The sequence below is a fragment of the Companilactobacillus allii genome (assembly GCF_001971585.1).
Taxonomy (GTDB): Bacteria; Bacillota; Bacilli; order Lactobacillales; family Lactobacillaceae; genus Companilactobacillus; species Companilactobacillus allii.
Genome location: NZ_CP019323.1, coordinates 842301 through 866932 on the forward strand (window position 1 = coordinate 842301; position 24632 = coordinate 866932).

17 protein-coding genes, 2 tRNA genes and 3 rRNA genes are annotated in these 24632 nt (G+C 38.3%); 20 read left to right on the top strand and 2 right to left on the bottom strand.

The features are described 5' to 3' along the window. Positions 1–110 precede the first annotated feature (110 nt). From BTM29_RS04005 to BTM29_RS04020, 4 genes are all read left to right on the top strand, one after another. The gene (locus BTM29_RS04005) at positions 111–419 is read left to right on the top strand and encodes a bacteriocin immunity family protein (protein WP_076614275.1); all 309 of its coding nucleotides are present in this window, start codon (positions 111–113) and stop codon (positions 417–419) included. Positions 420–498: 79 nt separating this feature from the next. After that, the gene (locus BTM29_RS04010; protein ID WP_076614276.1) at positions 499–1080 is read left to right on the top strand and encodes a peptidylprolyl isomerase; all 582 of its coding nucleotides are present in this window, start codon (positions 499–501) and stop codon (positions 1078–1080) included. Positions 1081–1540: 460 nt separating this feature from the next. Further along, the gene (locus BTM29_RS04015) at positions 1541–2968 is read left to right on the top strand and encodes a C69 family dipeptidase (protein ID WP_076614277.1); all 1428 of its coding nucleotides are present in this window, start codon (positions 1541–1543) and stop codon (positions 2966–2968) included. Between the two features lie 108 nt (positions 2969–3076). Beyond that, entirely contained in the window at positions 3077–3724 is a 648-nt protein-coding gene (locus BTM29_RS04020; protein ID WP_076614278.1) for a nitroreductase family protein, read from the top strand. A gap of 73 nt (positions 3725–3797) precedes the next feature. On the opposite strand, the gene BTM29_RS04025 is transcribed toward BTM29_RS04020, so the two are convergent. Then, a complete protein-coding gene (locus BTM29_RS04025) occupies positions 3798–5030 on the bottom strand; it encodes a DUF389 domain-containing protein (protein ID WP_076614279.1) in 1233 nt (410 codons plus the stop codon). Between the two features lie 20 nt (positions 5031–5050). Then, complete coding sequence (locus BTM29_RS04030) at positions 5051–6229, bottom strand: cation:proton antiporter (protein ID WP_076614280.1); 1179 nt, start codon at positions 6227–6229, stop codon at positions 5051–5053. A 274-nt stretch (positions 6230–6503) separates the two neighbouring features. On the opposite strand from BTM29_RS04030, the gene BTM29_RS04035 reads away from it, so the two are divergent. The 16 genes from BTM29_RS04035 (at position 6504) to BTM29_RS04110 (ending at position 24572) form a co-directional block, all read left to right on the top strand. Next, positions 6504–7784 (top strand): ABC transporter substrate-binding protein, encoded by a 1281-nt coding sequence (locus BTM29_RS04035; protein ID WP_225972231.1) that lies wholly within the window; start codon positions 6504–6506, stop codon positions 7782–7784. After that, positions 7771–8649: a carbohydrate ABC transporter permease gene (locus tag BTM29_RS04040; protein ID WP_076614281.1), complete on the top strand. Its 879-nt coding sequence runs from the start codon at positions 7771–7773 to the stop codon at positions 8647–8649. The genes BTM29_RS04035 and BTM29_RS04040 overlap by 14 nt, the downstream gene beginning before the upstream one ends. Then, a complete protein-coding gene (locus BTM29_RS04045) occupies positions 8642–9460 on the top strand; it encodes a carbohydrate ABC transporter permease (RefSeq protein WP_076614282.1) in 819 nt (272 codons plus the stop codon). The genes BTM29_RS04040 and BTM29_RS04045 overlap by 8 nt, the downstream gene beginning before the upstream one ends. A 14-nt stretch (positions 9461–9474) precedes the next feature. Beyond that, on the top strand, positions 9475–10569 hold the full coding sequence (locus BTM29_RS04050) for an ABC transporter ATP-binding protein (protein WP_076614283.1): 1095 nt from the start codon (positions 9475–9477) through the stop codon (positions 10567–10569). 2 nt (positions 10570–10571) lie between these two features. Further along, positions 10572–11402 (top strand): metallophosphoesterase family protein, encoded by an 831-nt coding sequence (locus BTM29_RS04055; RefSeq protein ID WP_076614284.1) that lies wholly within the window; start codon positions 10572–10574, stop codon positions 11400–11402. Between the two features lie 134 nt (positions 11403–11536). After that, positions 11537–13264 carry an ABC transporter ATP-binding protein gene (locus BTM29_RS04060; RefSeq protein WP_076614285.1) on the top strand — a complete coding sequence of 576 codons (1728 nt, stop codon included), beginning with the start codon at positions 11537–11539 and terminating at the stop codon, positions 13262–13264. After that, positions 13251–15041, top strand: coding sequence for an ABC transporter ATP-binding protein (locus BTM29_RS04065; protein WP_076614286.1), 1791 nt, complete (start codon positions 13251–13253; stop codon positions 15039–15041). Before BTM29_RS04060 ends, BTM29_RS04065 begins: the two co-directional genes overlap by 14 nt. Before the next feature lie 90 nt (positions 15042–15131). After that, positions 15132–15977: an aldo/keto reductase gene (locus BTM29_RS04070; protein ID WP_076614287.1), complete on the top strand. Its 846-nt coding sequence runs from the start codon at positions 15132–15134 to the stop codon at positions 15975–15977. Between the two features lie 661 nt (positions 15978–16638). Further along, positions 16639–18215 (top strand): 16S ribosomal RNA (locus BTM29_RS04075). An 87-nt stretch (positions 18216–18302) separates the two neighbouring features. Beyond that, positions 18303–18377 (top strand) — tRNA-Ile (locus BTM29_RS04080). A 23-nt stretch (positions 18378–18400) separates the two neighbouring features. Continuing rightward, positions 18401–18473, top strand: a tRNA-Ala gene (locus BTM29_RS04085). 115 nt (positions 18474–18588) lie between these two features. Further along, positions 18589–21505 (top strand): 23S ribosomal RNA (locus BTM29_RS04090). Between the two features lie 78 nt (positions 21506–21583). Next, positions 21584–21700, top strand: a 5S ribosomal RNA gene (gene rrf / locus BTM29_RS04095). The 16S, 23S and 5S rRNA genes sit together here with 2 tRNA genes alongside, the layout of an rRNA operon. Before the next feature lie 155 nt (positions 21701–21855). After that, positions 21856–22362 carry a hypothetical protein gene (locus tag BTM29_RS04100; RefSeq protein WP_076614288.1) on the top strand — a complete coding sequence of 169 codons (507 nt, stop codon included), beginning with the start codon at positions 21856–21858 and terminating at the stop codon, positions 22360–22362. Positions 22363–22543: 181 nt separating this feature from the next. Further along, positions 22544–23404, top strand: a complete 861-nt coding sequence (locus tag BTM29_RS04105) for a DUF3737 family protein (protein ID WP_076614289.1) — start codon at positions 22544–22546, stop codon at positions 23402–23404. Next, positions 23397–24572: a MalY/PatB family protein gene (locus BTM29_RS04110; protein ID WP_076614290.1), complete on the top strand. Its 1176-nt coding sequence runs from the start codon at positions 23397–23399 to the stop codon at positions 24570–24572. Before BTM29_RS04105 ends, BTM29_RS04110 begins: the two co-directional genes overlap by 8 nt. Positions 24573–24632 lie beyond the last annotated feature (60 nt).

Below are 24632 nucleotides of genomic sequence, written 5' to 3' on the forward strand. Positions count from 1 at the left end.
CATTTTTAGCACCATTATAATGATAGAATTATGGTCACAATCAAATATGTTTCATTTGGAGAATTTGGTGCTATATTTGCATTAGAACCTGAAAGTTGAAGGAACACGATATGAAAACAAGAGATGAAAAAGTACAAACGATGATGGATCAAATCAGTACTGCATACTCTGATAGTCAAGTTAAAAAGAGTCCAGAAGCTATGGAACTATTATTCAACTCAGCCAAAGAATTGGATAAGACGAATGATTATAGTTTGGTTGCGACAAAATTATGTAAAAAAATCACCTATTATTCATTTGAACATCCAAAGGATGGGTTAAATGCCTTGATAGTGTTGTATCACCAGATCAAAGGCTACGCTACTAAATACGATGGAATAGCTCTTGCAGCAATGATGCTTCCAGTTTGGTTTGGTTAAAAGTCGTTAAATAGGCCATATTGATGTATTTTGTTATAATTAATTATGAAAAAAATAGAAGTTTGAGAGGAATAAATAAATGTATCCACAATTAGACTTAGAGAATGCCAAAGGAACTAAGATTACAATTAAGACAAACCATGGCGATATCGATATTCAATTATTCGATGAACTTGTACCAAAGACTGTTAAGAACTTCGTTGAATTAGCCAAAAAAGATTATTACAACGGTGTAGTATTCCATCGTGTGATTCCTGATTTCATGATTCAAGGAGGAGACCCAACAGGAACTGGTATGGGTGGCGAAAGTATCTATGGAGATGCCTTTGAAGATGAGTTCTCAGACCAATTATTCAATCTAGATGGTGCATTATCAATGGCCAACGCTGGTCCCAATACTAACGGAAGCCAATTCTTCATTGTTACAAACCAAAATATGCCCAAAAGAATGATCAAACAAATGGCACCTGCCGGTTATCCAGAAGAGATTATCGCTGAATATAAAAATGGTGGAACACCTTGGTTAGATCATAGACATACCGTTTTCGGTCAAGTTACTGACGGAATGGATGTTGTTAGAGAAATTGCTAAAGTAAAACGTGACCGTAATGATAAGCCTGATGAAGATGTCATCATTGAGAGCGTAACAGAACGCGAATAATTTCCGAGCATTAGCTGAAAATAGTGGGCCTTCACGAAAGTGAAGGCCCACTATTTTTAACTAAGCGGAAGAAATTGCGTTCTGTTACGCGTTTGCGAAGCAAACAGAAACAAGATATATATTATTTGAGCCTGAGCTTGAATTTGAACTTAAGATCAATAAAAAAGTGAAGACCCACTATTTTTAACTAAGCGGAAGAAATTGCGTTCTGTTACGCGTTTGCGAAGCAAACAGAAACAAGATATATATTATTTGAGTCTGAGCTTGAATTTGAACTTAAAACCAATAAAAAAGTGAAGGCTCAATTTTTAGGGCTAAGCAAAAAAACTACATCCAGTCAAAAGAACCAGAAAAACAAAAAAATTATATCAAAAAACAAACATATTAAATTTTCCAATAAACAAACTAGCTTAAATGTAATTCTGAAACTATACTGTTTATCAAAAGGGGAGTGAACGAAATGAAAAATACAAGTTCTGATTGTACTGAGATTCTAGTTGGTAAAGGTGCCAGCATGGATGGTTCCACTATTGTCGCCCGTAATGAAGACGGTTATGGTCCAATCAACCCAATAAAGTTTGTTGTTCATGAAGCAAAGGACCAAAAGGATGCCTTCTATAATTCTGTAACAACAGGTGTAAAGGTACCATTGCCTGATCATGCCTATAGATATACTGCTACACCACAAGCTGATCAAAGTGATGGACAATATGAAGAAGCCGGTATCAATGAATACAATGTCGGTATGAGTTCCACAGAAACTACTGAGACCAATGCCCGCGTGTTAGGGTACGATCCACTAGTGACTGACGGCGTAGATGAAGAAGCAATGTTGACATTGGTATTGCCATATATCAAGACTGCTAAAGAAGGTGCAATCCGATTAGGTGCATTATTAGAGAAATATGGTACTGGTGAATGTAATAGTATTGCGTTCAATGATAAAGATGAAATCTGGCTTTTGGAAACTGCTGGTGGACACCACTGGGCAGCTATGCGTTTACCTGAAGATACTTATGCCATCGTACCTAATCAAACCGTAGTACAAGATATCGATGTTTCTGATACTGATAATTTCCTAGTTGCTACAGACTTGGTTGATTTCGTTGCAAAACACCACTTGAATCCCCAACCAGATAAATTTAACTTCCGTGAAATTTTTGGTACTCATAGTGAAGAGGATGCCTACTACAACACACCTCGTACTTGGTATGGTCAAAAATTATTCAATCCAGAGATTGAACAAGAACCAACAGATCAAAATATGACTTTGGCCAAAAAGCCTAGCAAGAAGATTGCGATTGAAGATGTTCAATACTTCTTGTCATCACACTATAATGGAACAAAGTATGATCCATTTGGTACATTTGCTTCTGGTACAAAAGAAGAACAACGTCAATTCCGCTCAATTGCAATGGACCGTAATCAGGCCTCATCTATTCTCCAGATCAGAAGCGATGTTGATAAGAATCATGCAGCCGTGCAATGGTTGTCACTAGGTTTCTTTGCTTATAGTCCTTATGTGCCATTTTATACAAACATTACTGATACTCCAGAGGATTATAAGAATACGACTAATAATGTTGATGTAAATAACGTCTATTGGTTAGAAAAGACTTTGTCGGTGATGATTGAACCACATTATCATGAATATTCTGACATGATTCATGCCTATTTAAAGGGATGTCAATCTTTTGCTAGACAACGCCTAGAGGCTACAGATGTATCATTGGATAATGTCAATGACAACGTTACTGATGTATTAACCAAGAGCAATATCAAGACAGCAGCTGAAATTTCTAGTCGCACACATAAGTTGTTTGATGGAATAGTCAAAAAAGGTTTAACACTCTCCAAGACTACTTGGGAAAAGGGTCAGAATCTATAGAAATAAGCTAACTAATTGGAGATTTTTTTAAAGTAGAAAACGTTTTCGTGATATTATTAACTTGTTGAATAAAATGAATTTAATAATATTTAATGGGGGTATTTTTCTATGGATGCTACAAAAAAATTAGTTAATAATGACTTCTCGGATATTATGCTGAATCGTCATTCATATAGAAAGTTCAAGAGCGGTGTGTCGATTCCTCGTGAAGAGATTTCTGAAATGCTCAAAGAAGCTACATCTGCTCCTTCAGCATGTAATCTTCAATCATGGCATTTTGTTGTTTGTGATAACAAAGAGGGCAAGGATAAGGCACATTCAGTTATGATGCCGTTCAATTATGAACAGACAGATACAAGTTCAGCCGTTATCTTTGTGTTAGGCGATACACAGTCACATTACAAGTACCGTGATGTTTGGAACAAAGCCTGTGACAATGGTCAAATCACACCTGAAATGCGTGATAAAGTCTTCAAGACATTTTTGCCATTGTATGAAAATGCTGATAGATCATTCTTGGAAAAAGACGCTACTATTGATGGTAGTATGATTGCCATGCAACTATTGTTGATTGCACGTGCCCATGGATATGAAGCTAACCCTATGTCAGGATATGCCTTTGATAAAGTTGCTGAAACATTTGATTTGGATAAAGAAAGATTCATTCCTGTAACAGCGATTGCCATCGGTAAACCAGATGGTGAATTTACTAAGTCAGTTCGTTATGCAGTTGATGAAGTTACTGATTTTATTTAAAACAGAGCAATAAAAGAATAATAGTAACTAAAAAACAGCCTTCCAATTCGGTAAATGAATTGAAAAGCTGTTTTTAATTATAAATAACGGTAACATCAGAATCTGAAATGGTCTTTTTGACAAGTTTTTGAATACCTTTATCTAAGGTATCCTTATCATTTTTACCAGTGTCAGTTAATTTTACAACTACGACTTTGTGTTTCTCATCTTTACTATCTTGCATATTACCAACATATACGTCCTTAATATCATCGCTATATTTTGATGACATTAACTTATCTTGTAATTTATCCAAGCTAGTCTCACTACTAGATGATGACTTGACACTACTTTGCTCTTTTACATATTTGTTGAAAGCATCTGTCGTTATGTAGTCGCCGTTGGTCAATTGATTGATCTTTAGTGAATATCCACCAAGATGATATTCATCTAGGTCGTTTTTCAAAGACTTTAGTCGAGTTTTACTTATGGAGTTTCCGATAATAGACAAGGTGATCTTGTTATTACTGACGTCTTTTTTCGTAACGTAGACACTACTTAATTCTCCAGTAACAAATTGGTCCAACTGTGCTTCCACGTATGATTGTTTAACAATCGTACTAGCAGATATCATGCTGGGGATAATAATTATTACAGCTAAGACAATAGTGAAAACACGATTCTTCAACGGAATATCTAGTTTTTGACCACTTTGAAGTCGGAAGATAATGGTCCCAAGTAACGCTGATAGCGCGATGAAAAAAGCGTTGATCAAGAATAAATAAGCTGCACCACCAATAATCTGCCAATTTGTTTGGCTGATTCCATATCCAACGGTACAAAGTGGTGGCATTAATGCAGTGGCAATAGCGACACCGGGCAGAATATTACCTGGTGTCTTTTTTGATGCAGCAATAATTCCAGCAATTCCACCAAAGAATGCAATCAAAACGTCCCAAAGTGTTGGGGATGTCCGATTCATCAATTGTTCACTGGCCTCTTTCATTGGGGAGAGTGTGAAATAAATAGACGATGCGACTATACCGATGAGTAATTCAATAGCGAATAGTCGTGCTGACTTTTTCAAAAGCCCAGTATAACCACTACCAATGCTGTATCCAATACCAGTTATCGGAGCCATGATAGGTGATATTAACATGGCTCCAATTATTACTGGACTAGAATCCATGTTCAATCCGACACTAGCGATAATGATTGAACAAAAAAGTATGGCAAAATTAGACCAATCCAGTTTGAGATCTTCTCTAACACTAGAATCAATGGTATCAATTCTAAGTTCTGATTCTTCTTCTGATTGTTGATTCATGATTACTCCAAAAAGTTAATTTACCGGTTAAGGTCTTTTGGAATTTGTGGTGATAACTTGGCAGCGTGTTTCAATAAGAACGGAGCGAGTAATGTTGTAAGGATGATTGCTGAAATGATTGCTGAATAATAATCTGATGAAATCAACTTGGATTGATATCCAATCTGAGCAATAATCAAAGCCATTTCCCCACGAGATACCATACCTGCACCAACCATATATGATTCCGCAAAAGTGAAATGTGACAAATGTGCACCTAACCCGGCACCAAATAGTTTAGACAAGATTGCGACAATCGTCAAAGCAATAATGAACCAAAGGTCATTTTCGATACCACTAAGTGACATATTTAGACCGATACTCACAAAGAATACAGGGATGAAAATCGCATATCCAATCGGCTCGATACTGTGATCCACTTCTTCAAGCACTCTAGTCTGAGAAATAGCGATGCCTGCAAAGAAAGCCCCAACTACTGAGCTCAAGCCGATCAAGTCAGCTAAATAAGCCATACCAAAGCAGAGAATCATGGCCATAATCGTTGGGCCAACGGGAATAAATAGTTTTTCACCGATTCTTGCCATATAAGGTGCTAAGAATTTAACAACAAAGTAGATGGCAATAAAGAATAGTATCTGTTCTGTAAAAGTAAGTATCAAGTTTGTACCACTAGATGAACCCTTTACGCCTTCACCCATCAGACTGACCATTACACTCAGAATAATTACAGCTAGGATATCATCGACCACTGCCGCACCCAAAATAGTTGCACCAGCTTTACCGTTTAAAACATCCAGTTCCTTGAGAACAGCGACTGAGATAGAAACTGAGGTCGCAGCAAAAATAACACTAATAAATAAACTTTCTTTAACTCCAAGATTAAATAGTAAACTAACGCCGTATGTCAAGGCGACGGGAACAATAACGCCAAGGATCGCAACTAAGAAACTTGGCTTAAGGTATTTCTTGAGTAACTGTAAGTCACTTTCAATACCGGCAATAAACATCAGAATAATTACACCCATTTCTGAAAAGATGTGAATGAATTCAGTAGGCTTGACCCAATTCAAAATAGCCGGACCAAGAATAATACCTACTAATAGCTGTCCGATAACAGCTGGTATACCCATGCGTGAAGAATAATGACCAACAATGGTCGTGGTGATTAAAATCAAAACTAAAATACCTAAAAATCCCATATATGTGCTCCTTTTAATTTATTTCGGAAAAAAAAGCCCCAAAATAATCCCTCTCACACCCCTGAGAAGGAATTACCTTGAAGCTTTCGCCAACCGATTTATCATATTTATTTTTTAATATAGTACCATATCGAGTTTGTTGATGTATAGGAAACTGTCTCATTACTTAGTATGGTAATTATTAACTTTTTAAAACTTTACATAAATAATACATTAAATATATAAGAAATATACATTTGTTTCCTAATATTAAACGAATACAGGAGGGAACAAATTGAAAACAAAATATTTTAAGAACTTTTTGGCTTTAGTTGGCTTAGCTTTGATGATGGTTATTTTTGCAGGCTGTTCATCAACTTCTAAAACCTCAGCAAAATCAGTTACACATATTACATACTGGCACGTTAATGCTCAAACACAGGGTGGTAGTACAGTTGATAAATTGGTCGAAGAATTTAATAAGACCCATAAGAATATCAAAGTTACTGCTAAATACAACCCCAATATGTATCAGGGATTGATGCAAAATCTTCAATCTGCCCAAGCTTCAGGAAAGGTCCCAGATGTTGTTCAAGTAGGTTGGGCCTATGATAATTACTTTTCTAGCAATTTCAAATACATGACACCAACTGATGCTGCTAAGAAATTCGATGGAAACGATAAGTTTATTAATAATCATTTCACAACTAAAACTTTATCATTTGCTAAAGATGCTAATAAAAAATTAGTAGGATTGCCATATTCATTAAGTACACCAGTGTTATTTGTTAATAATGATCTATTGAAGCAATACAACATTGATGTTAAATCTTTAGATACATGGGAAGGAGTACAATCTGCTGCCAAAGTTATTAAAGATCAAGGTGGTAAGTACGGATTGTACATTCAAGAACCCGGTGATACATGGGCACAACAAGCACTTATGTTAAGTAATGGAGCTAAAATTCAAAAGAATGGTAAAGCTGCGTTCGCTAGTTCAAATGGAACAGGTGCCTACAAACTTTATCAAGAAATGGTGACAGACAAAACTGCACTTCATACACCATGGGCTCAAGGTATGGATTCATTTGTTAAGGGTGATGTAGCAATGGCCTTTACAACAATTGCTCAAGCATCTCATATCAAAAAAGGAGCTAGCTTCAATGCTAGTGCTATCATTGCTCCACACTTTAAGAATCACAAGACTGTTGTTCCTGCTGGAGGATCAATGTTGGCTATTACGGCTCAAGATTCCGCTCAACAAAAAGCTGCATGGGAATTTGAGAAGTTTATGTTCAAAGCAAGTTCATCAGTAACTTGGAGTAAAGGTACAGGATACTTACCACCAACTAAAGATGCACTAGATTCAAAAGAATTCAAAGATTATGTTAGTGAAAATCCAATGCTAGTACCAGCTGTTAAGACACTAGATAAGGCAATTCCATGGACTTCATTCCCAAAAAATGGTTTGCAAGCAGAACAGGCAATGGTTGATGCCCGCGACAAGATTTTATCTGGTAGTGATGTTTCATCTACATTGAAAGCAGCACAGGATAAGATCAATGCACAACAATAAGAAATTTTTACCATTTATTTACTTGTTACCAACGGGAATTTTGTTAACAATTTTTATGATTATTCCTATCATCTATACTTTTTATTTAAGTTTTTTCGATTGGAATTTGATTGCACCAACTAAGGATTTTGTAGGGATGAAGAATTATATTGAAGTCTTTACTGATCCGGTCAATCAGAAAGTATTACTCAATACTTTCTTCTATATTGTTTTGTTACTGGTTTTAAATTTTATCATTCCATATGTGATTTCTCTAATAGTTAAGTTCTTTATCAAACGAATGCAAGGTGTATACAAGATAATTTTCTTTATTCCAAGTTTGTTCTCACTAGTAGTCGGAGCAATGATATTTTCTTGGTTATTGAATCCAGTTTCTGGACCAGTTGCATTTTTGTTTAGGCAAAGTGGATTTGTTCTGCCAAATTGGACTAATTCTGGAGGTCTAGCAATCGTTGTTATCTGTTTAATTACTAATTGGAAAGTCTTTGGATATAACTTTATTTTGTTATTGACGGGATTGGGTTCTATTCCTAAGAATATCATCGATGCTTCAACGGTTGATCGTATCCCTAAGTGGAGAATGATCTGGAATGTTATTTTACCTATGAACAGAAGTATTGCTATTTATGTTTTGATACTAACGATTGTACAAGGATTGCAATATGCCTTTACACCAATCAATGTCATTACGACTGGAGGTCCTTACTACGGATCTTCCAATGTTTTATACCACACGTATTTAAACGCGTTCGTTTTATATAGGACAGGTAGTGCTTCGGCACTAGCAATTACAACATTCATTATTTTCTTAGTACTACTCTACTTGGAGATTAGGTTTGTAGAGGGTAGGTCTAGATATGAATAATAAAAAATATGCCTTGTGGCACATACCATTGATATTGATTGGAATCATTGCACTGTTACCAGTAGTGTTTATGATTTCCAATTCCTTTAAGACATTACAAGAATCGTATCAATCGATTCTGAGTTTGATCCCTAATAAACCAACGACGATCAATTATACAACTTTGAATCATCAAGTTAATTTAGTTCATTTGATTTGGAATACATTTTTTATGGCAACGATAGTAACACTAGGTAAGCTATTCACTGGTTTGTTGGCTGCGTATGCGTTTCGATACTATCAGTTCAAGCATAAGAATCTTATTTATTTGTTATTTGTTGCCACGATCTTTGTGCCGTTCACTATAGTTATGATTCCCAATTATTTAGTGATAGCTAAGCTGAATCTTTTGAATAGTGTGATTGGGGTGGCGTTACCACAGTTATGCGATGCCACGGGAATTATGATTTTTTTGAAAACTATGGAGAAAATCCCTGGTAGTTTGTTTGATTCATTAAAAATAGATGATATTCCGAACCGTAGGATCTTTTTTAATATTGTTCTACCAATTATAAAACCTAGCATTATCAGTGTTGGAGCTATGTTTTTTATTAATTCGTGGAATGAATATGTTTGGCCAACGTTGATTTTGAAGGATAAGAGTAGTTTTACTTTACCATTGGCGCTTCAAAACTATATTTCGAGTGAAGGCGGAACTAACTTTCCATTAGCCATGGCACTTTCATCCATTATGATTATTTTGCCGTTGATTATCTATTTGATTTTCCAACGATACATTTTGAATAGTATTAGCAATAGTGGACTTAAGTAAGGAGCAAAGAAAGAATGAATGATAATAATGCGACCATTGAATTGAAGAAAGTAACAAAGAACTTTAAGAATACCAAAGTCATCGATCAATTGGATCTAAAAGTGGTAGCTGGTGAATTCCTAGTATTGCTTGGACCTTCAGGGTGCGGTAAGTCTACAACGTTAAGAATGATTGCTGGTCTTGAAGTTGCCAGTGATGGTGAAGTATTGATTGACGGGGATGATATTAAAAAAAGCCTCAGTGACGGTCATACTATAGCAATGGTCTTTCAAGACTATGCGCTATATCCAAACATGACTGTTTATCAAAACTTAGAATATGCGCTGAAAGTCCATAAAGTTGAAAAAAATGAAAGAAAAAGAAGATTGACTTCTATTTTGGAAACTTTGAATTTGTCTGATTATAAAGACCGTTTACCGTCAGAATTATCTGGTGGTCAAAAGCAGCGTGTTGCACTAGGTCGAGGGATGGCCAAAAAAAGCAAAGTGTTCTTACTTGATGAACCACTTTCCAATATTGATGTTCAATTAAGAGAAAAGGCACGTGATGAAATTCAAAGTCTACATGATAAAAATAATCAAACGATTGTTTATGTAACACATGATCAACTGGAAGCTATGGCATTGGGTGATCGTATTGCAGTTATGAATGAAGGGATCATTCAAATGATAGATACTCCAGAGAATATCTATAAAAATCCTACTAACTTGTTTGTGGCAAAGTTTATTGGTACACCGCAAATAAATGTTTTACCGATAAAATATCAAGATAGTTGTTTGTTTTTGAATGAATGTAAACTGTTTCAGATTACTGAAACTAAGAATATAGCAAAAAAGACAGATTATTTATTAGGGATTCGTCCGGAACATGTCAGAATTCTTACTGAACATAAAAATGAGTTCTCTATCCAAGCTGAAGTTATTAAGACAGTTGATTATGGAAGATTTATGCAATTGACACTTAATATTGACGAAGAAACTACTATTAAAGCGATAACTGAATGTCTTGATCACAAAGTTGGTGATAAGGTATTTATTCAAATCGAAAAAGAGACAAGTATTATTTTTGATGTTGATTCTAAAAAAAATATTTATTGGGATAGGGTTTAATTTTGAATAATAACGAATTAAAAATAATTCATATAACTGATACGCATTTAACTCCAAGAGGAGCTAGGCCAGCTAATCATCAACAAGTTGACCCATATATCAAATTACAAAATATTTTTCAGGATATCGAATCAATGCCAAAACGACCAGATATGGTTGTTATTAGTGGAGATCTGATACATGAGGGTGTTGAATTTGATTACAAGAAGTTAAGGGATATAGTTAATTATCAGATTGAAAAACTTCAGCTACCAATTTACGTGATATTGGGCAACCACGATCGAACAAATGCCTTCTATCAAGGATATCTGGGTGATAAGCCACAAGAGAAGTATTACTACAATATAGCAACTAGTTTATGTGATATCTATTTTGTTGATAGCACTCACGGCGATATTGAACAAGGGTATGTTAATCAGGAACAACTGGAGTGGTTGGAAAAGTCGCTCAACAAGTCTGATAAAAAAATGTCACTGATCTTTATGCATCATCCAGTTGATGGCCCAGCAGTAACTCATATGCGTTATAGTATTCTCCAAAATAGTCAAGAATTGTTAGATTTGGTCAATGGAAGCAATGTAAAGGCGATTTTTTCAGGCCACATTCATTTTTCAACTGAATTTAATCGTGACGACATTCTATGTATTACAGCAGATTCAAGTGCCTATCACATTAATTGTGACAATCATCATAACCATCTGATAATGGATGCAACCAGCTACAATATTATTACGGTTGAAGATGATAATGTTGGTGTAGAAACCAGAACATTATTGATTCACGATGAGATCATCAATACTGTTTCAGTTGACGATACGGATTGGTGCAAATAAGATTGTTGCGCAATAGGACTTCTTGGCCTAAAATAAAATTAATTGTTATTTAATATTAATAAATAAGCATCACGGAATCCTAGTCTGAACTGACTATGAATACGTGGTGCTTTTTTTGATTAGGAGGGCCTAAGTTGTTCAAAATAATTATGGAACATATCCACGGCAAAGCTCGGGTATTTTTTTTCATGGCACCAGTGATAATGTTGGGGGAAGTATTTTGTGATCTTCAACAACCAACCTTAATGTCACAGATTATTGATTCCGGACTAGCCAAAAATGATATGAGATATGTTTTACAACACGCCGCCTTAATGGCTATGTTTGCTGTTTTGGGACTTATTTTTGGTGGAGCTAGTGGTGTACTAGGAAGTTATGCCTCACTGAATATGGGAAAAAAGCTAAGAAGTCATATGCTTAGTATTGCCCTAGAAGATCGTGATCCCAGTGGCTTAGAACCAGCAACTTTGATCACTAGAATCACTAATGACGTCACACAAATGCAGACTTTAGTAATGATGTTAACAAGAGGGATGGTTAGATCCCCGATGCTATTATTCGGTGGGATAGTTATGTCAGTTATAATCTGTCCTGACCTGGCACCAATTCTATTTGTCATCATGCCGATATTAGTTGTTTTCTTGCTAGTAGTAGTTCGTCGTAGTATTCCGATGTATACCAAGATGCAACAGTCAGTCGATACGGTTAATCGAATTATGCGTGAGAATTTACAAGGTGCTAAGACGATCAAAGCGTATGTACTAGAGAATCATCAACTCGATCAATTCAATTCAGATAATAATCAATTATTAAAAACAAGCCAAAATGCTTCCATGGCAACTGTCATTCTTTCACCAGTTATCCAATTGATGTTGAATCTGGGTGTGGTAGTAGCATTAGGTTATGGTGGCAGTTTATCTATTAGTAATACTATAAGTAACGGTCAAATAATTGCTTTTGTTAACTACATGATTCAAATCACGAGTGCCATGATTCAGACAGTCAATATCATTACTTCATTTTCACGGGCTGTCACTAGTTCAACTCGTGTTCAAGCAGTTTTGAGTGAGGAAAAAGACGAAGAATTACCAGTTACTACTATGAAAAAGCCAGTAGGTAGTAGTATTTCATTTGATGATGTAACGTTTGGCTATAAAGAAAGTGAGCCGATAATAAATCACTTGAGTTTCGAGGTTAAAGATGGTGAGTGGATGGGAATTATTGGTGCGACTGGTTCTGGTAAGAGTTCCATTATCAATCTGTTAACTAGATCTTTTGATCAATACAGTGGAACTATCAAAATAGACGGAGTAGATATTAAAAAACTCAGTTTAGAAGAATTACACCAAAAAGTGGTCGTTGCTCTGCAAGACTCATTATTACTTTCAGGCAATATTCGTAGTAATTTGGCTTATGGGAAAATGGGAGCAACAGATACAGAACTCGATACTTCCGCCAATATTTCTGATTCTGCAGAATTCATTGATAAATTACATAAACGATACGATGCACAAGTCGAACAAAAGGGTAAGAATTTCTCCGGTGGACAAAGACAACGTCTGAATATTGCACGTTCGCTCACACCCAATGCCGATATTTTGGTTATGGATGATGCAACAAGTGCTGTGGATCAAGAGACCAATGCCCGTATCAAGAGTAGGTTGAAAAAGAGTCGAAATAAAAAAACGACCCTGATTATTTCACAGCGAGTTACTAATGTAATGGATTGTGATCAAATCATGGTGATTGCCGATGGTAAGTTGGAGTCGATAGGTACGCATGATGAGTTGTTGACCAAGTCGAATTTTTATCGTCAATTAGTTAAGACTCAGTTAGGAGGTGGCATAAATGGACATGCATAGAAGAGGTCCACGTAATATTCACCCGGAACACGTCGAACTGCAGGATTGGAAAGGCACCGTCATTAGGGTATGGCACTATTTGGATGCACGTAAGATCAAATTGATCATTGTATTCTTGCTGACGATAGTCACTACCGCGGTAACGATCATTGGTAATCGTATCAATGGATTGGTAATTGACGACTATATTTCAAAGAATAAGTTACACGCTTTATTAGTTATTTGTGCCATTATGGCTGTGATGTATTTTGTGTCCAGCTTCTTCACGTATTTTCAGAATTCAATTATTATCAAAGTGGCACAAGATACTAGTGCTAGGATACGCCATGATGTTTTCGCTAATTTACAACGTTTGCCGATGAAGTACTTTGATACGCATGACAATGGGGATGTAATGAGCCGATTGACTAATGATGTCGATAATATCAATACTGCTTTGATGCAGACATTTGTCCAGCTATTCACCGGGATAATCAGTGTTATCGGTATGGGTATTGCAATGCTGATACTATCACCACTTTTGACGGGGATAACCCTTCTAAGTTCAGTCGCAACTTATTTCTTTTCCAAAGCAATTTCTAAAGTAACTCAAAAGGCCTTTATGACTCAGCAACGTGATCTTGGTAGTTTGAATACCCAAATCGAAGAGTCAGTTTCTGGAAAGCAACTTGTACAATTGTTTGATCACACAAAAGAGACTATGAAAGACTTTGATAAAACGAACGAAGAATATACTAACGCTGCCTTCAAAGCCCAGTCACTATCGTCAGTTATTGGTCCATTCAATAATATGACCAATAATATTGCCTATTTATTGATCACAATGGCCGGGGCTATTTCAATATTGACCGGTAGTAAAGTGATTACAGTTGGGGTGATATTCACCTTCTTAATATATTTGCGTAACTTTACTGGACCAATAAATAATGTGTTGAATTTGATCAATACTTTACAGTTATCATTGGCCAGTGCGCAGCGTGTATTTGAGTTGATCGATGAGTCACCCGAAAAAGACCTTCCGAATGCTGAAAGTGTCAAGAATACAAAGGGCAATGTGGTTTTTGATAATGTGTCATTTGCATATGACAAACGTCCTATTTTAAAAAATGTGAATCTAGTAGCTGATCAAGGAGAGATGATAGCGTTGGTTGGTCCAACTGGTGCTGGTAAAACGACAATTATGAATCTATTGACCAATCTGTATCCACTACAAAAAGGACGAGTTTTGCTTGATGGTAGGGATGTTACTACAATAAAGAGGCGTGATTTAAGACATCTAGTAACAGTTGTTCAGCAGGAGTCCTTTCTATTTACAATGAGTATCCGAGAAAATATTAGACTTGGTAGGACTAGTGCATCCGATAAAGAGGTTGAGTTGGCGGCTAAACGTGCCAATGCGGATACTTTCATCAATCAATTGCCTAACGGTTACGATACTATTTTGAGTGAGAACGCACATAGCTTGTCCCAAGGCCAGCGACAATTATTAAGTATTGCCAGAGCTTTTGTTACCAACGCACCAGTTTTGGTGTTGGATGAAGCTACTGCGTCGATCGATAGTAATACAGAAGCTGATGTTCAAAAGGCAATGACAGCCCTGATGAAAGATAAGACAAGTTTTGTAATAGCGCACAGATTATCAACGATTCAAAGTGCGGATCAAATCTTGGTAATAAATAACGGTGAAGTGATCGAAAAGGGAACACATAAGGATCTTTTGGCCAATAAGGGATTTTATGCGGATCTTTATAATAGTCAGTTTGATACTGTGAAGTAAAAAGTTCTTGCCTTAAAGTTAACTTGAAGGTATATGATGCAGTTACTGGTTGAAATAAATCAGACATAAATGAATTGAAGAGGTAGATTGATGACACAATTAACTGAAACATTTAAATTATCTAATGGTGTAGAAATACCCAAAGTTGCATTTGGTACATGGCAAATACCAGCTTCAGAAGCACATAAGGCAGTTTCTGATGCTTTGAAAACTGGATATCGTCATATTGATACAGCTTTAGCATATGCTAATGAAAAAGAAGTCGGTCAAGCAGTTAGAGATTCTGGAATTGATCGTAGTGATATTTTTGTTACTTCAAAATTACCTGGTGAGACTAAGTCATATGAAGGAGCAATGAGAGATTTCAATACAACAATGGATAATCTTGATATTGATTATTTGGATTTGTATCTAGTTCATGCTCCATGGCCATGGGGTGAAATGGGTTCTAATTATGACAAAGAGAATCTTGACGTATGGCGTGCAATGGAAGAAATCTATAAATCAGGCCGTGTAAAGGCAATCGGAGTTTCAAACTTTGGTGTTCATGAACTACAAAATATTTTGAGCGCTGCTAAAGTAAAGCCTATGGTTGATCAAATTCAATATTACGTTGGATATACAGAACCTAAGAACACTAAGTTTGCTAAGGATAATGGAATATTAGTTGAAGCATATTCTCCATTAGCTACTGGTGGATTGATCAATAACAAAGATGTTTTGAAGATTGCTGATAAATATGGAGTTAGTGTTCCACAATTAGCAATTAAGTTTGTTATTCAAAATGATGTCTTGCCATTACCAAAGGCAACGCACATTGCACATATTGAAGCAAACGCTAAGTTAGATTTCCAGATTAGTGCAGAAGACATGGATGTTTTAAACAATATGCCAGATACTGCACCAAAATCTTTCCATAATCCATCACAACAATAAGGTTTATTTTTAAAGAAAAAGACTGACGTTTACGAAAACAAACGTCAGTCTTTTTTGCATTGATGGGGTTAACTATGCTTATTTAAGGATTTGTTCAGTCAGGTTTTGCTGTGTCAAAAGTGCAATTCATTGAAATGATCCACACTACGGAGTACTATCAACAACAATAACCAAAAAAAGTTATTGATGAACTTGGCACGGAAATTGAACCAAGGGATGTTACTAGAATCATTGACATATAATAGAAGGTTTCTGTACAATAATACTTGAATATTGATTTGTAAGTGTCAGTTTTTAAATCCGTTTTTAGGAAAAATGAAAAAAGTTTTTAAAAACACTTGCAATGATTATACTCAACTAGTAATATATATCTTGTTGTTGCGACAGTGCAACGGCGACAACGTCTTGAGAGCTTCCAACTCGATAGACATTGAAAAATTATTTTAAAAAGTTCTTGACTTATAGTTGACTACTTGATAAGATAATTGAGTCGCTTGTTAAGAAGTTCACTTCTTGACAGACAGTAGACCTTTGAAAACTGAACAAAGTTTTAACAATCAATTGTGTAGGCCTTTTAATTAAGGTTAATTTGTAACAAAGTAACAAGAAACATTGACGAAGTCAATGTTCGCTAGTTTTTAATTTTTGAGTCACAAACTTTTAATATGAGAGTTTGATCCTGGCTCAGGACGAACGCTGGCGGCGTGCCTAATACATGCAAGTCGAGCGAACTCTGGTTTTTGATTTTTGGTGCTTGCACCAAAATGATAAAACATTTGAGTGAGCGGCGGATGGGTGAGTAACACGTGGGTAACCTGCCCTAAAGTGGGGGATAACATTTGGAAACAAGTGCTAATACCGCATAACAACATTTACCACATGGTTTATGTTTAAAAGATGGTTTTGCTATCACTTTAGGATGGACCCGCGGCGTATTAGTTAGTTGGTGAGGTAATGGCTCACCAAGACCGTGATACGTAGCCGACCTGAGAGGGTAATCGGCCACATTGGGACTGAGACACGGCCCAAACTCCTACGGGAGGCAGCAGTAGGGAATCTTCCACAATGGACGAAAGTCTGATGGAGCAACGCCGCGTGAGTGAAGAAGGTTTTCGGATCGTAAAACTCTGTTGTTGAAGAAGAACATGCGTGAGAGTAACTGTTCACGTATTGACGGTATTCAACCAGAAAGCCACGGCTAACTACGTGCCAGCAGCCGCGGTAATACGTAGGTGGCAAGCGTTGTCCGGATTTATTGGGCGTAAAGCGAGCGTAGGCGGTTTATTAAGTCTGATGTGAAAGCCCTCGGCTCAACCGAGGAAGTGCATCGGAAACTGGTAAACTTGAGTGCAGAAGAGGAGAGTGGAACTCCATGTGTAGCGGTGGAATGCGTAGATATATGGAAGAACACCAGTGGCGAAGGCGGCTCTCTGGTCTGTAACTGACGCTGAGGTTCGAAAGCGTGGGTAGCAAACAGGATTAGATACCCTGGTAGTCCACGCCGTAAACGATGAGTGCTAAGTGTTGGAGGGTTTCCGCCCTTCAGTGCTGCAGCTAACGCATTAAGCACTCCGCCTGGGGAGTACGACCGCAAGGTTGAAACTCAAAGGAATTGACGGGGGCCCGCACAAGCGGTGGAGCATGTGGTTTAATTCGAAGCAACGCGAAGAACCTTACCAGGTCTTGACATACCATGAAAAGCTAAGAGATTAGTCTTTCCCTTCGGGGACATGGATACAGGTGGTGCATGGTTGTCGTCAGCTCGTGTCGTGAGATGTTGGGTTAAGTCCCGCAACGAGCGCAACCCTTATTACTAGTTGCCAGCATTCAGTTGGGCACTCTAGTGAGACTGCCGGTGACAAACCGGAGGAAGGTGGGGACGACGTCAAATCATCATGCCCCTTATGACCTGGGCTACACACGTGCTACAATGGTCGGTACAACGTGCTGCGAACTCGCGAGGGTAAGCAAATCACTTAAAACCGATCTCAGTTCGGATTGTAGGCTGCAACTCGCCTACATGAAGCTGGAATCGCTAGTAATCGCGGATCAGCATGCCGCGGTGAATACGTTCCCGGGCCTTGTACACACCGCCCGTCACACCATGAGAGTTTGTAACACCCAAAGCCGGTGGGGTAACCTTTTATTAGGAGCTAACCGTCTAAGGTGGGACAAATGATTAGGGTGAAGTCGTAACAAGGTAGCCGTAGGAGAACCTGCGGCTGGATCACCTCCTTTCTAAGGATAAGTGCGAAAGCACTACGGAATACACAAGTTAAAACTTTGTTTAGTTTTGAGAGGCCTACTATAGCTTAATGCTTATTTGGGCCTATAGCTCAGCTGGTTTAGAGCGCACGCCTGATAAGCGTGAGGTCGATGGTTCAAGTCCATTTAGGCCCATTATATTTGAATAGTAGTACCATGGGGGTTTAGCTCAGCTGGGAGAGCACCTGCTTTGCAAGCAGGAGGTCATCGGTTCGATCCCGTTAACCTCCATAGGTAAGGAAACTTACCAAACTCGTACCTTGAAAACTGGATATTAAGTAATATTATGAATTAAAGAAACACCGAAAACTGCGCGATAAAAATGACGCAAGTCATATTTTGTCAAGGTTAAGTTATAAAGGGCGCACGGTGGATGCCTAGGCACTAGGAGCCGATGAAGGACGTAACTAACAACGATATGCCTCGGGGAGCTGTAAGTAAGCTTTGATCCGGGGATTTCCGAATGGGGGAACCCAATCATCGTAATGGATGATTACTTGTATGTGAATACATAGCATATTAAGAGGAAGACGCAATGAACTGAAACATCTAAGTAATTGCAGGAAGAGAAAGAAAATTCGATTCCCTGAGTAGCGGCGAGCGAAACGGGAAGAGCCCAAACCAAAGAGCTTGCTCTTTGGGGTTGTAGGACTGACGATATGAGAAAAAAAGTAAGTATAGCTGAACAACTTGGAAAAGTTGGCCAAAGAGAGTGAAAGCCTCGTAAGCGAAATACGAACTACTCTAGTCGGGATCCTGAGTACGGCGGAACACGAGAAATTCCGTCGGAATCTGGGAGGACCATCTCCCAAGGCTAAATACTCCCTAGTGACCGATAGTGAACCAGTACCGTGAGGGAAAGGTGAAAAGAACCCCGGAAGGGGAGTGAAATAGATCCTGAAACCGTGTGCCTACAAGTAGTCAAAGCCCGTTAAGGGGTGATGGCGTGCCTTTTGTAGAATGAACCGGCGAGTTACGTTTGCATGCAAGGTTAAGCAGAAAATGCGGAGCCGTAGCGAAAGCGAGTCTGAATAGGGCGACTAAGTATGTAGACGTAGACCCGAAACCAAGTGACCTACCCATGTCCAGGTTGAAGGTGCGGTAAAACGCACTGGAGGACCGAACTCATGTATGTTGAAAAATGCTGAGATGAGGTGTGGGTAGCGGTGAAATTCCAAACGAACTTGGAGATAGCTGGTTCTCTCCGAAATAGCTTTAGGGTTAGCCTCGGGGAATAGGATCATGGAGGTAGAGCACTGTTTGGACTAGGGGCCCGTCTTGGGTTACTGAATTCAGATAAACTCCGAATACCATTGATCTATACCCGGGAGTCAGACGATGAGTGATAAGATCCACCGTCGAAAGGGAAACAGCCCAGATCACCAGTTAAGGTCCCAAAATTCATGCTAAGTGGAAAAGGATGTGGAAACGCATAGACAACTAGGATGTTGGCTTAGAAGCAGCCATTCATTCAAAGAGTGCGTAATAGCTCACTAGTCGAGTGATTCTGCGCCGAAAATGTACCGGGGCTAAGCATGATACCGAAACTGTGGATGCATCGTAAGATGCGTGGTAGGAGAGCGTTGTAAGAGCATTGAAGCTGTACCGTAAGGAGCAGTGGAGTTCTTAGAAGTGAGAATGCCGGTATGAGTAGCGAAAGATCAGTGAGAATCTGATCGGCCGAAAGACTAAGGTTTCCTGGGGAAGGCTCGTCCTCCCAGGGTTAGTCGGGGCCTAAGATGAGACCGAGAGGTGTAATCGATGGATAACGGGTTGATATTCCCGTACTAGTTTATTTTGTTTGAACGATGGAAGGACGCAGGAGGATGATGTGTGCACACGGCTGGAAAAGTGTGTCCAATCAGAAAGTCTTGGTAAGAGTCAAATGCTTTTACCTTTAAGGACAATCTGTGATGGGGAGCGAAATTTAAGTAGCGAAGCACAGTAACTCACACTGCCAAGAAAAGTTCCTAGTTAGAAATAAACTACCCGTACCGCAAACCGACACAGGTAGTCGAGGAGAGAATCCTAAGGTCAGCGAGTGAACTCTCGTTAAGGAACTCGGCAAAATGACCCCGTAACTTCGGGAGAAGGGGTGCTGGTGTAACAGCCAGCCGCAGTGAATAGGCCCAAACAACTGTTTATCAAAAACACAGGTCTATGCTAAATCGTAAGATGACGTATATGGGCTGACGCCTGCCCGGTGCTGGAAGGTTAAGAGGATCAGTTAGCGTAAGCGAAGCTGAGAATTGAAGCCCCAGTAAACGGCGGCCGTAACTATAACGGTCCTAAGGTAGCGAAATTCCTTGTCGGGTAAGTTCCGACCCGCACGAAAGGCGTAATGATTTGGGCACTGTCTCAACGAGAGACTCGGTGAAATTATAATACCCGTGAAGATGCGGGTTACCCGCGACAGGACGGAAAGACCCCATGGAGCTTTACTGTAGCTTGATATTGAGTTTTTGTGTGACATGTACAGGATAGGTAGGAGCCGTTGAAATCGGAACGCTAGTTTCGATTGAGGCATTGGTGGGATACTACCCTTGTTATATGAAAACTCTAACCTGCACCATTAATCGTGGTGAGGGACAGTGTCTGGTGGGCAGTTTGACTGGGGCGGTCGCCTCCTAAAATGTAACGGAGGCGCTCAAAGGTTCTCTCAGAATGGTTGGAAATCATTCGCAGAGTGTAAAGGCACAAGAGAGCTTGACTGCGAGACTGACAAGTCGAGCAGGTACGAAAGTAGGACTTAGTGATCCGGTGGTTCCATATGGAAGGGCCATCGCTCAACGGATAAAAGCTACCCTGGGGATAACAGGCTTATCTCCCCCAAGAGTTCACATCGACGGGGAGGTTTGGCACCTCGATGTCGGCTCATCGCATCCTGGGGCTGTAGTCGGTCCCAAGGGTTGGGCTGTTCGCCCATTAAAGCGGTACGCGAGCTGGGTTCAGAACGTCGTGAGACAGTTCGGTCCCTATCCGTCGCGGGCGTAGGAAATTTGAGAGGAGCTGTCCTTAGTACGAGAGGACCGGGATGGACATACCTCTGGTGTACCAGTTGTGCCGCCAGGCGCATCGCTGGGTAGCTACGTATGGAAGGGATAAACGCTGAAAGCATCTAAGTGTGAAGCCCCCCTCGAGATGAGATTTCCCATTCCGTAAGGAAGTAAGATCCGTTAGAGATTATGACGTAGATAGGCTGCGGGTGGAAGTATAGCGATATACGGAGCTGAGCAGTACTAATAGATCGAGGACTTAACCGAGTAAGTGGTTCGAAGTGTTTCTTATAATAATTCATATTAAACTTAATATCTAGTTTTGAAGGTACGAGTAACGAATAGTGTGGTGGTAATGGCAAGAAGGATACACCTGTTCCCATGCCGAACACAGAAGTTAAGCTTCTTCACGCCAAAAGTAGTTGGTGGGAAACTACCCGCGAGGATAGGTAGCTGCCACGCAATTCGTTTAGAGGACTGTTAATTCAGTCCTCTTTTTTTGTCTCCAAAATTTATTTTTAATAATTGTTGTTGTTAATTCGTATACCAAACTAATATGGCTAAATGTTGTACATTCATGGTACTATTAGCCTAATATTTATTGAAGAGGTGATAATATGCGTCAAGAAAGATATCATAAGAAGTCACATAAGAAGGCTATTTGGATCACTTTGATTACGATATTAGTCTTGATAGTACTTGGTATTGTCTTCTTTTTTCCATTGAATAATGCTGTACGTAATATCAGCGGAGGAAATGATACACCTTCTGATAAGGTTGTAAAAAGTGAATTGGTCAAAAAAGTCAGCTCAACTAAAAATGGGAATGCCAAGCATGACGCCAATGTTGAAAAAGCTGCTACTGCACTGAAAGCAACCAAGATGTCCACCATTGTTAATTCGGCTAATAATGAATCTGATGCCGCAAAACTTTTGCAAAAGAATTCTACACTATCTTCATCAGAGTCAAAAGCAGCTGCCAAAACTATTTTTTCTGACAGTAAATATGACGGATTGCGTCAAGCTGTGAGCTCAGGTAATTGGTACTCTGCATACAATCAGTACAAGACATTATCAAATGATGGTTCACTAACAAGTCTTCGAGATAGTATCAGTAATAAGTAAAGCCAAATAAAATATGATTATTTTCAATAACCAAAAGAGACTAGTATTTACGTTGAGTAGATATTAGTCTCTTTTTTGTTTTTTCAAAATAAAAGGCGACAAATTGTAAATTGCGCTTGCATTGAAGTTAGCTTTAAGGTGTTAAATGTACATAGTAAGAACTAAGAAGGGAAATAAATAGATGACTAATTATAAAAATAAATTTTATACCGGCGAACGTTCATTGTTTGGTGAAAAAGATGCCGTTATTTCAAATACTACTTTTGGAGAAGGTGAATCTCCTCTAAAGGAAAGTCGCAATATCAATATTGATAATACAATTTTCAAGTGGAAGTACCCTCTTTGGTATAGCAAACATATCAATGTTGATAATTCTATTTTTGAAACGATGTCACGTTCTGGTATTTGGTACACGGATGATATTAAGATCACTAATAGTGCACTGCAAGCACCTAAATTATTCCGTCGTGGTAAAGATATTGAATTAACTAATGTTCACTTTTCTGATGCTGAAGAGACACTTTGGACTTGTCAGAATATCAAATTGGATCACGTTGTCGCTAATGGTGATTACTTTGGTAAGGACAGTGAGAATATTCGAGTTGATAATTCTAACTTCATCGGGAATTATATTTTTGATGGTGCCAAGAATGTTGAAGTTCATAATTCAACCTTTGTCTCAAAGGATGCTTTTTGGAATTGTGATAATGTTGTTATTTATGATTCAACTATCGATGGTGAGTATCTAGCTTGGAATACTAAGAATCTCACTTTGATCAACTGTACTATTGAGAGTGAACAAGGTCTTTGTTACGTGGATCATCTAACAATGAAGAATTGTAAGTTACTTAATACTAACTTGGCATTTGAATATTGTTCTGATGTTGATGCTGACATTACTTCAAGCATTATTAGTGTTAAGAATCCTATTAATGGTAGGATCCATGCGGAATCTATCGGCAAAATCATTTTTGATGACGACGAAATTGATGCTGGTAAGACAGAAATTAAGTGTGATACACAGGAGTCTGCTAATGTCTAAGTATGATTTTGACACTACCATTGATCGTCGGAAGACAGACTCTGTTAAATGGGACATTGCATCTAATGAGTTACCTATGTGGGTCGCTGACATGGATTTCAAGACGGCTCCGGTAATTGTAGATGCGATTGAAAAAAAGGCTCAGGATGCGATTTTTGGTTATGAAGAGCCACATGATGATTACTTCAGGGCAGTCGCTGATTGGTATGAGTCTGAACATGGATCTCGCCCTGATACTGATTGGATGATGTTTGTTACTGGTGTTGTACCGGCAATTTCTTCAGCAGTTCGAAAGGTGACTTCTGTTGGTGATAATGTTTTGATCCAGGCTCCTGTTTATAATATCTTTTACAATTCTATTGTTAATAATGGACGTCATATTCTGTCCAATGATCTTGTCTATAAGGATTTTGATTATGAAATAGACTTCAAGGATTTGGAAGCTAAGCTCAAAGAACCACTGACAACTATGATGATTCTTTGTAATCCACATAATCCTGTTGGTAAGGTTTGGTCCAAGAGTGATCTGGTGAAAATTGCTCGATTATGTAATAAATATCATGTATTTTTGCTAAGTGATGAGATTCATGGTGATTTAACTTTTGGTGCTGAATATACTCCAATGTTTTCTTTGGATGAAAACTTGATTCAAAATCTGATTGTTTGTGTTTCACCAAGCAAGACCTTTAACGTTGCAGCGATGCATGCGGCGACTATCATTGTTCCTAATGAAAATTTACGTATGCAGGTCAATCGTGGTATCAACACGGATGAGCTTGCTGAACCCAATTCATTTGCGATTCCAGTTACTATTGCAGCTTATGAACATGGTCATGATTGGTTGAAGGAACTTAAGGAGAAGCTGGTTGATAATAAGAATATCGTGGCTGATTTCTTGCAATCAGAATTGCCAGAGGTGAAATTAATTCCTTCACAGGCTACTTATCTGTTGTGGATCGATACTTCTAAAGTATCCACTGATTCAAAAGAATTGGCTGCTTTTATACGTAAAGAGACTGGTCTGTATTTATCAGCTGGTAATGTATATGGTGGCAATGGTGATGACTTTTTGAGATTAAATATTGCCTGTCCGAAGAAATTGTTAAATGATGGATTAAATCGCTTGAAGCAAGGTATCGAGCTGTATCAAGCTAATTTGGTAAAATAAATAATCTTTGGTATAAAAAAAAGAGGTCTTCACGCAAATGAAAATCTCTTTTTGGCACGT

Bases quoted from the DNA above. Each gene is read 5' to 3' on its own strand.
- BTM29_RS04005 (WP_076614275.1), top strand. From the start codon at position 111: ATGAAAACAAGAGATGAAAAAGTACAAACGATGATGGATCAAATCAGT.
- BTM29_RS04010 (WP_076614276.1), top strand. From the start codon at position 499: ATGTATCCACAATTAGACTTAGAGAATGCCAAAGGAACTAAGATTACA.
- BTM29_RS04015 (WP_076614277.1), top strand. From the start codon at position 1,541: ATGAAAAATACAAGTTCTGATTGTACTGAGATTCTAGTTGGTAAAGGT.
- BTM29_RS04020 (WP_076614278.1), top strand. From the start codon at position 3,077: ATGGATGCTACAAAAAAATTAGTTAATAATGACTTCTCGGATATTATG.
- BTM29_RS04025 (WP_076614279.1), bottom strand. From the start codon at position 5,030: ATGAATCAACAATCAGAAGAAGAATCAGAACTTAGAATTGATACCATT.
- BTM29_RS04030 (WP_076614280.1), bottom strand. From the start codon at position 6,229: ATGGGATTTTTAGGTATTTTAGTTTTGATTTTAATCACCACGACCATT.
- BTM29_RS04040 (WP_076614281.1), top strand. From the start codon at position 7,771: ATGCACAACAATAAGAAATTTTTACCATTTATTTACTTGTTACCAACG.
- BTM29_RS04045 (WP_076614282.1), top strand. From the start codon at position 8,642: ATGAATAATAAAAAATATGCCTTGTGGCACATACCATTGATATTGATT.
- BTM29_RS04050 (WP_076614283.1), top strand. From the start codon at position 9,475: ATGAATGATAATAATGCGACCATTGAATTGAAGAAAGTAACAAAGAAC.
- BTM29_RS04065 (WP_076614286.1), top strand. From the start codon at position 13,251: ATGGACATGCATAGAAGAGGTCCACGTAATATTCACCCGGAACACGTC.
- BTM29_RS04070 (WP_076614287.1), top strand. From the start codon at position 15,132: ATGACACAATTAACTGAAACATTTAAATTATCTAATGGTGTAGAAATA.
- BTM29_RS04100 (WP_076614288.1), top strand. From the start codon at position 21,856: ATGCGTCAAGAAAGATATCATAAGAAGTCACATAAGAAGGCTATTTGG.
- BTM29_RS04105 (WP_076614289.1), top strand. From the start codon at position 22,544: ATGACTAATTATAAAAATAAATTTTATACCGGCGAACGTTCATTGTTT.
- BTM29_RS04110 (WP_076614290.1), top strand. From the start codon at position 23,397: ATGTCTAAGTATGATTTTGACACTACCATTGATCGTCGGAAGACAGAC.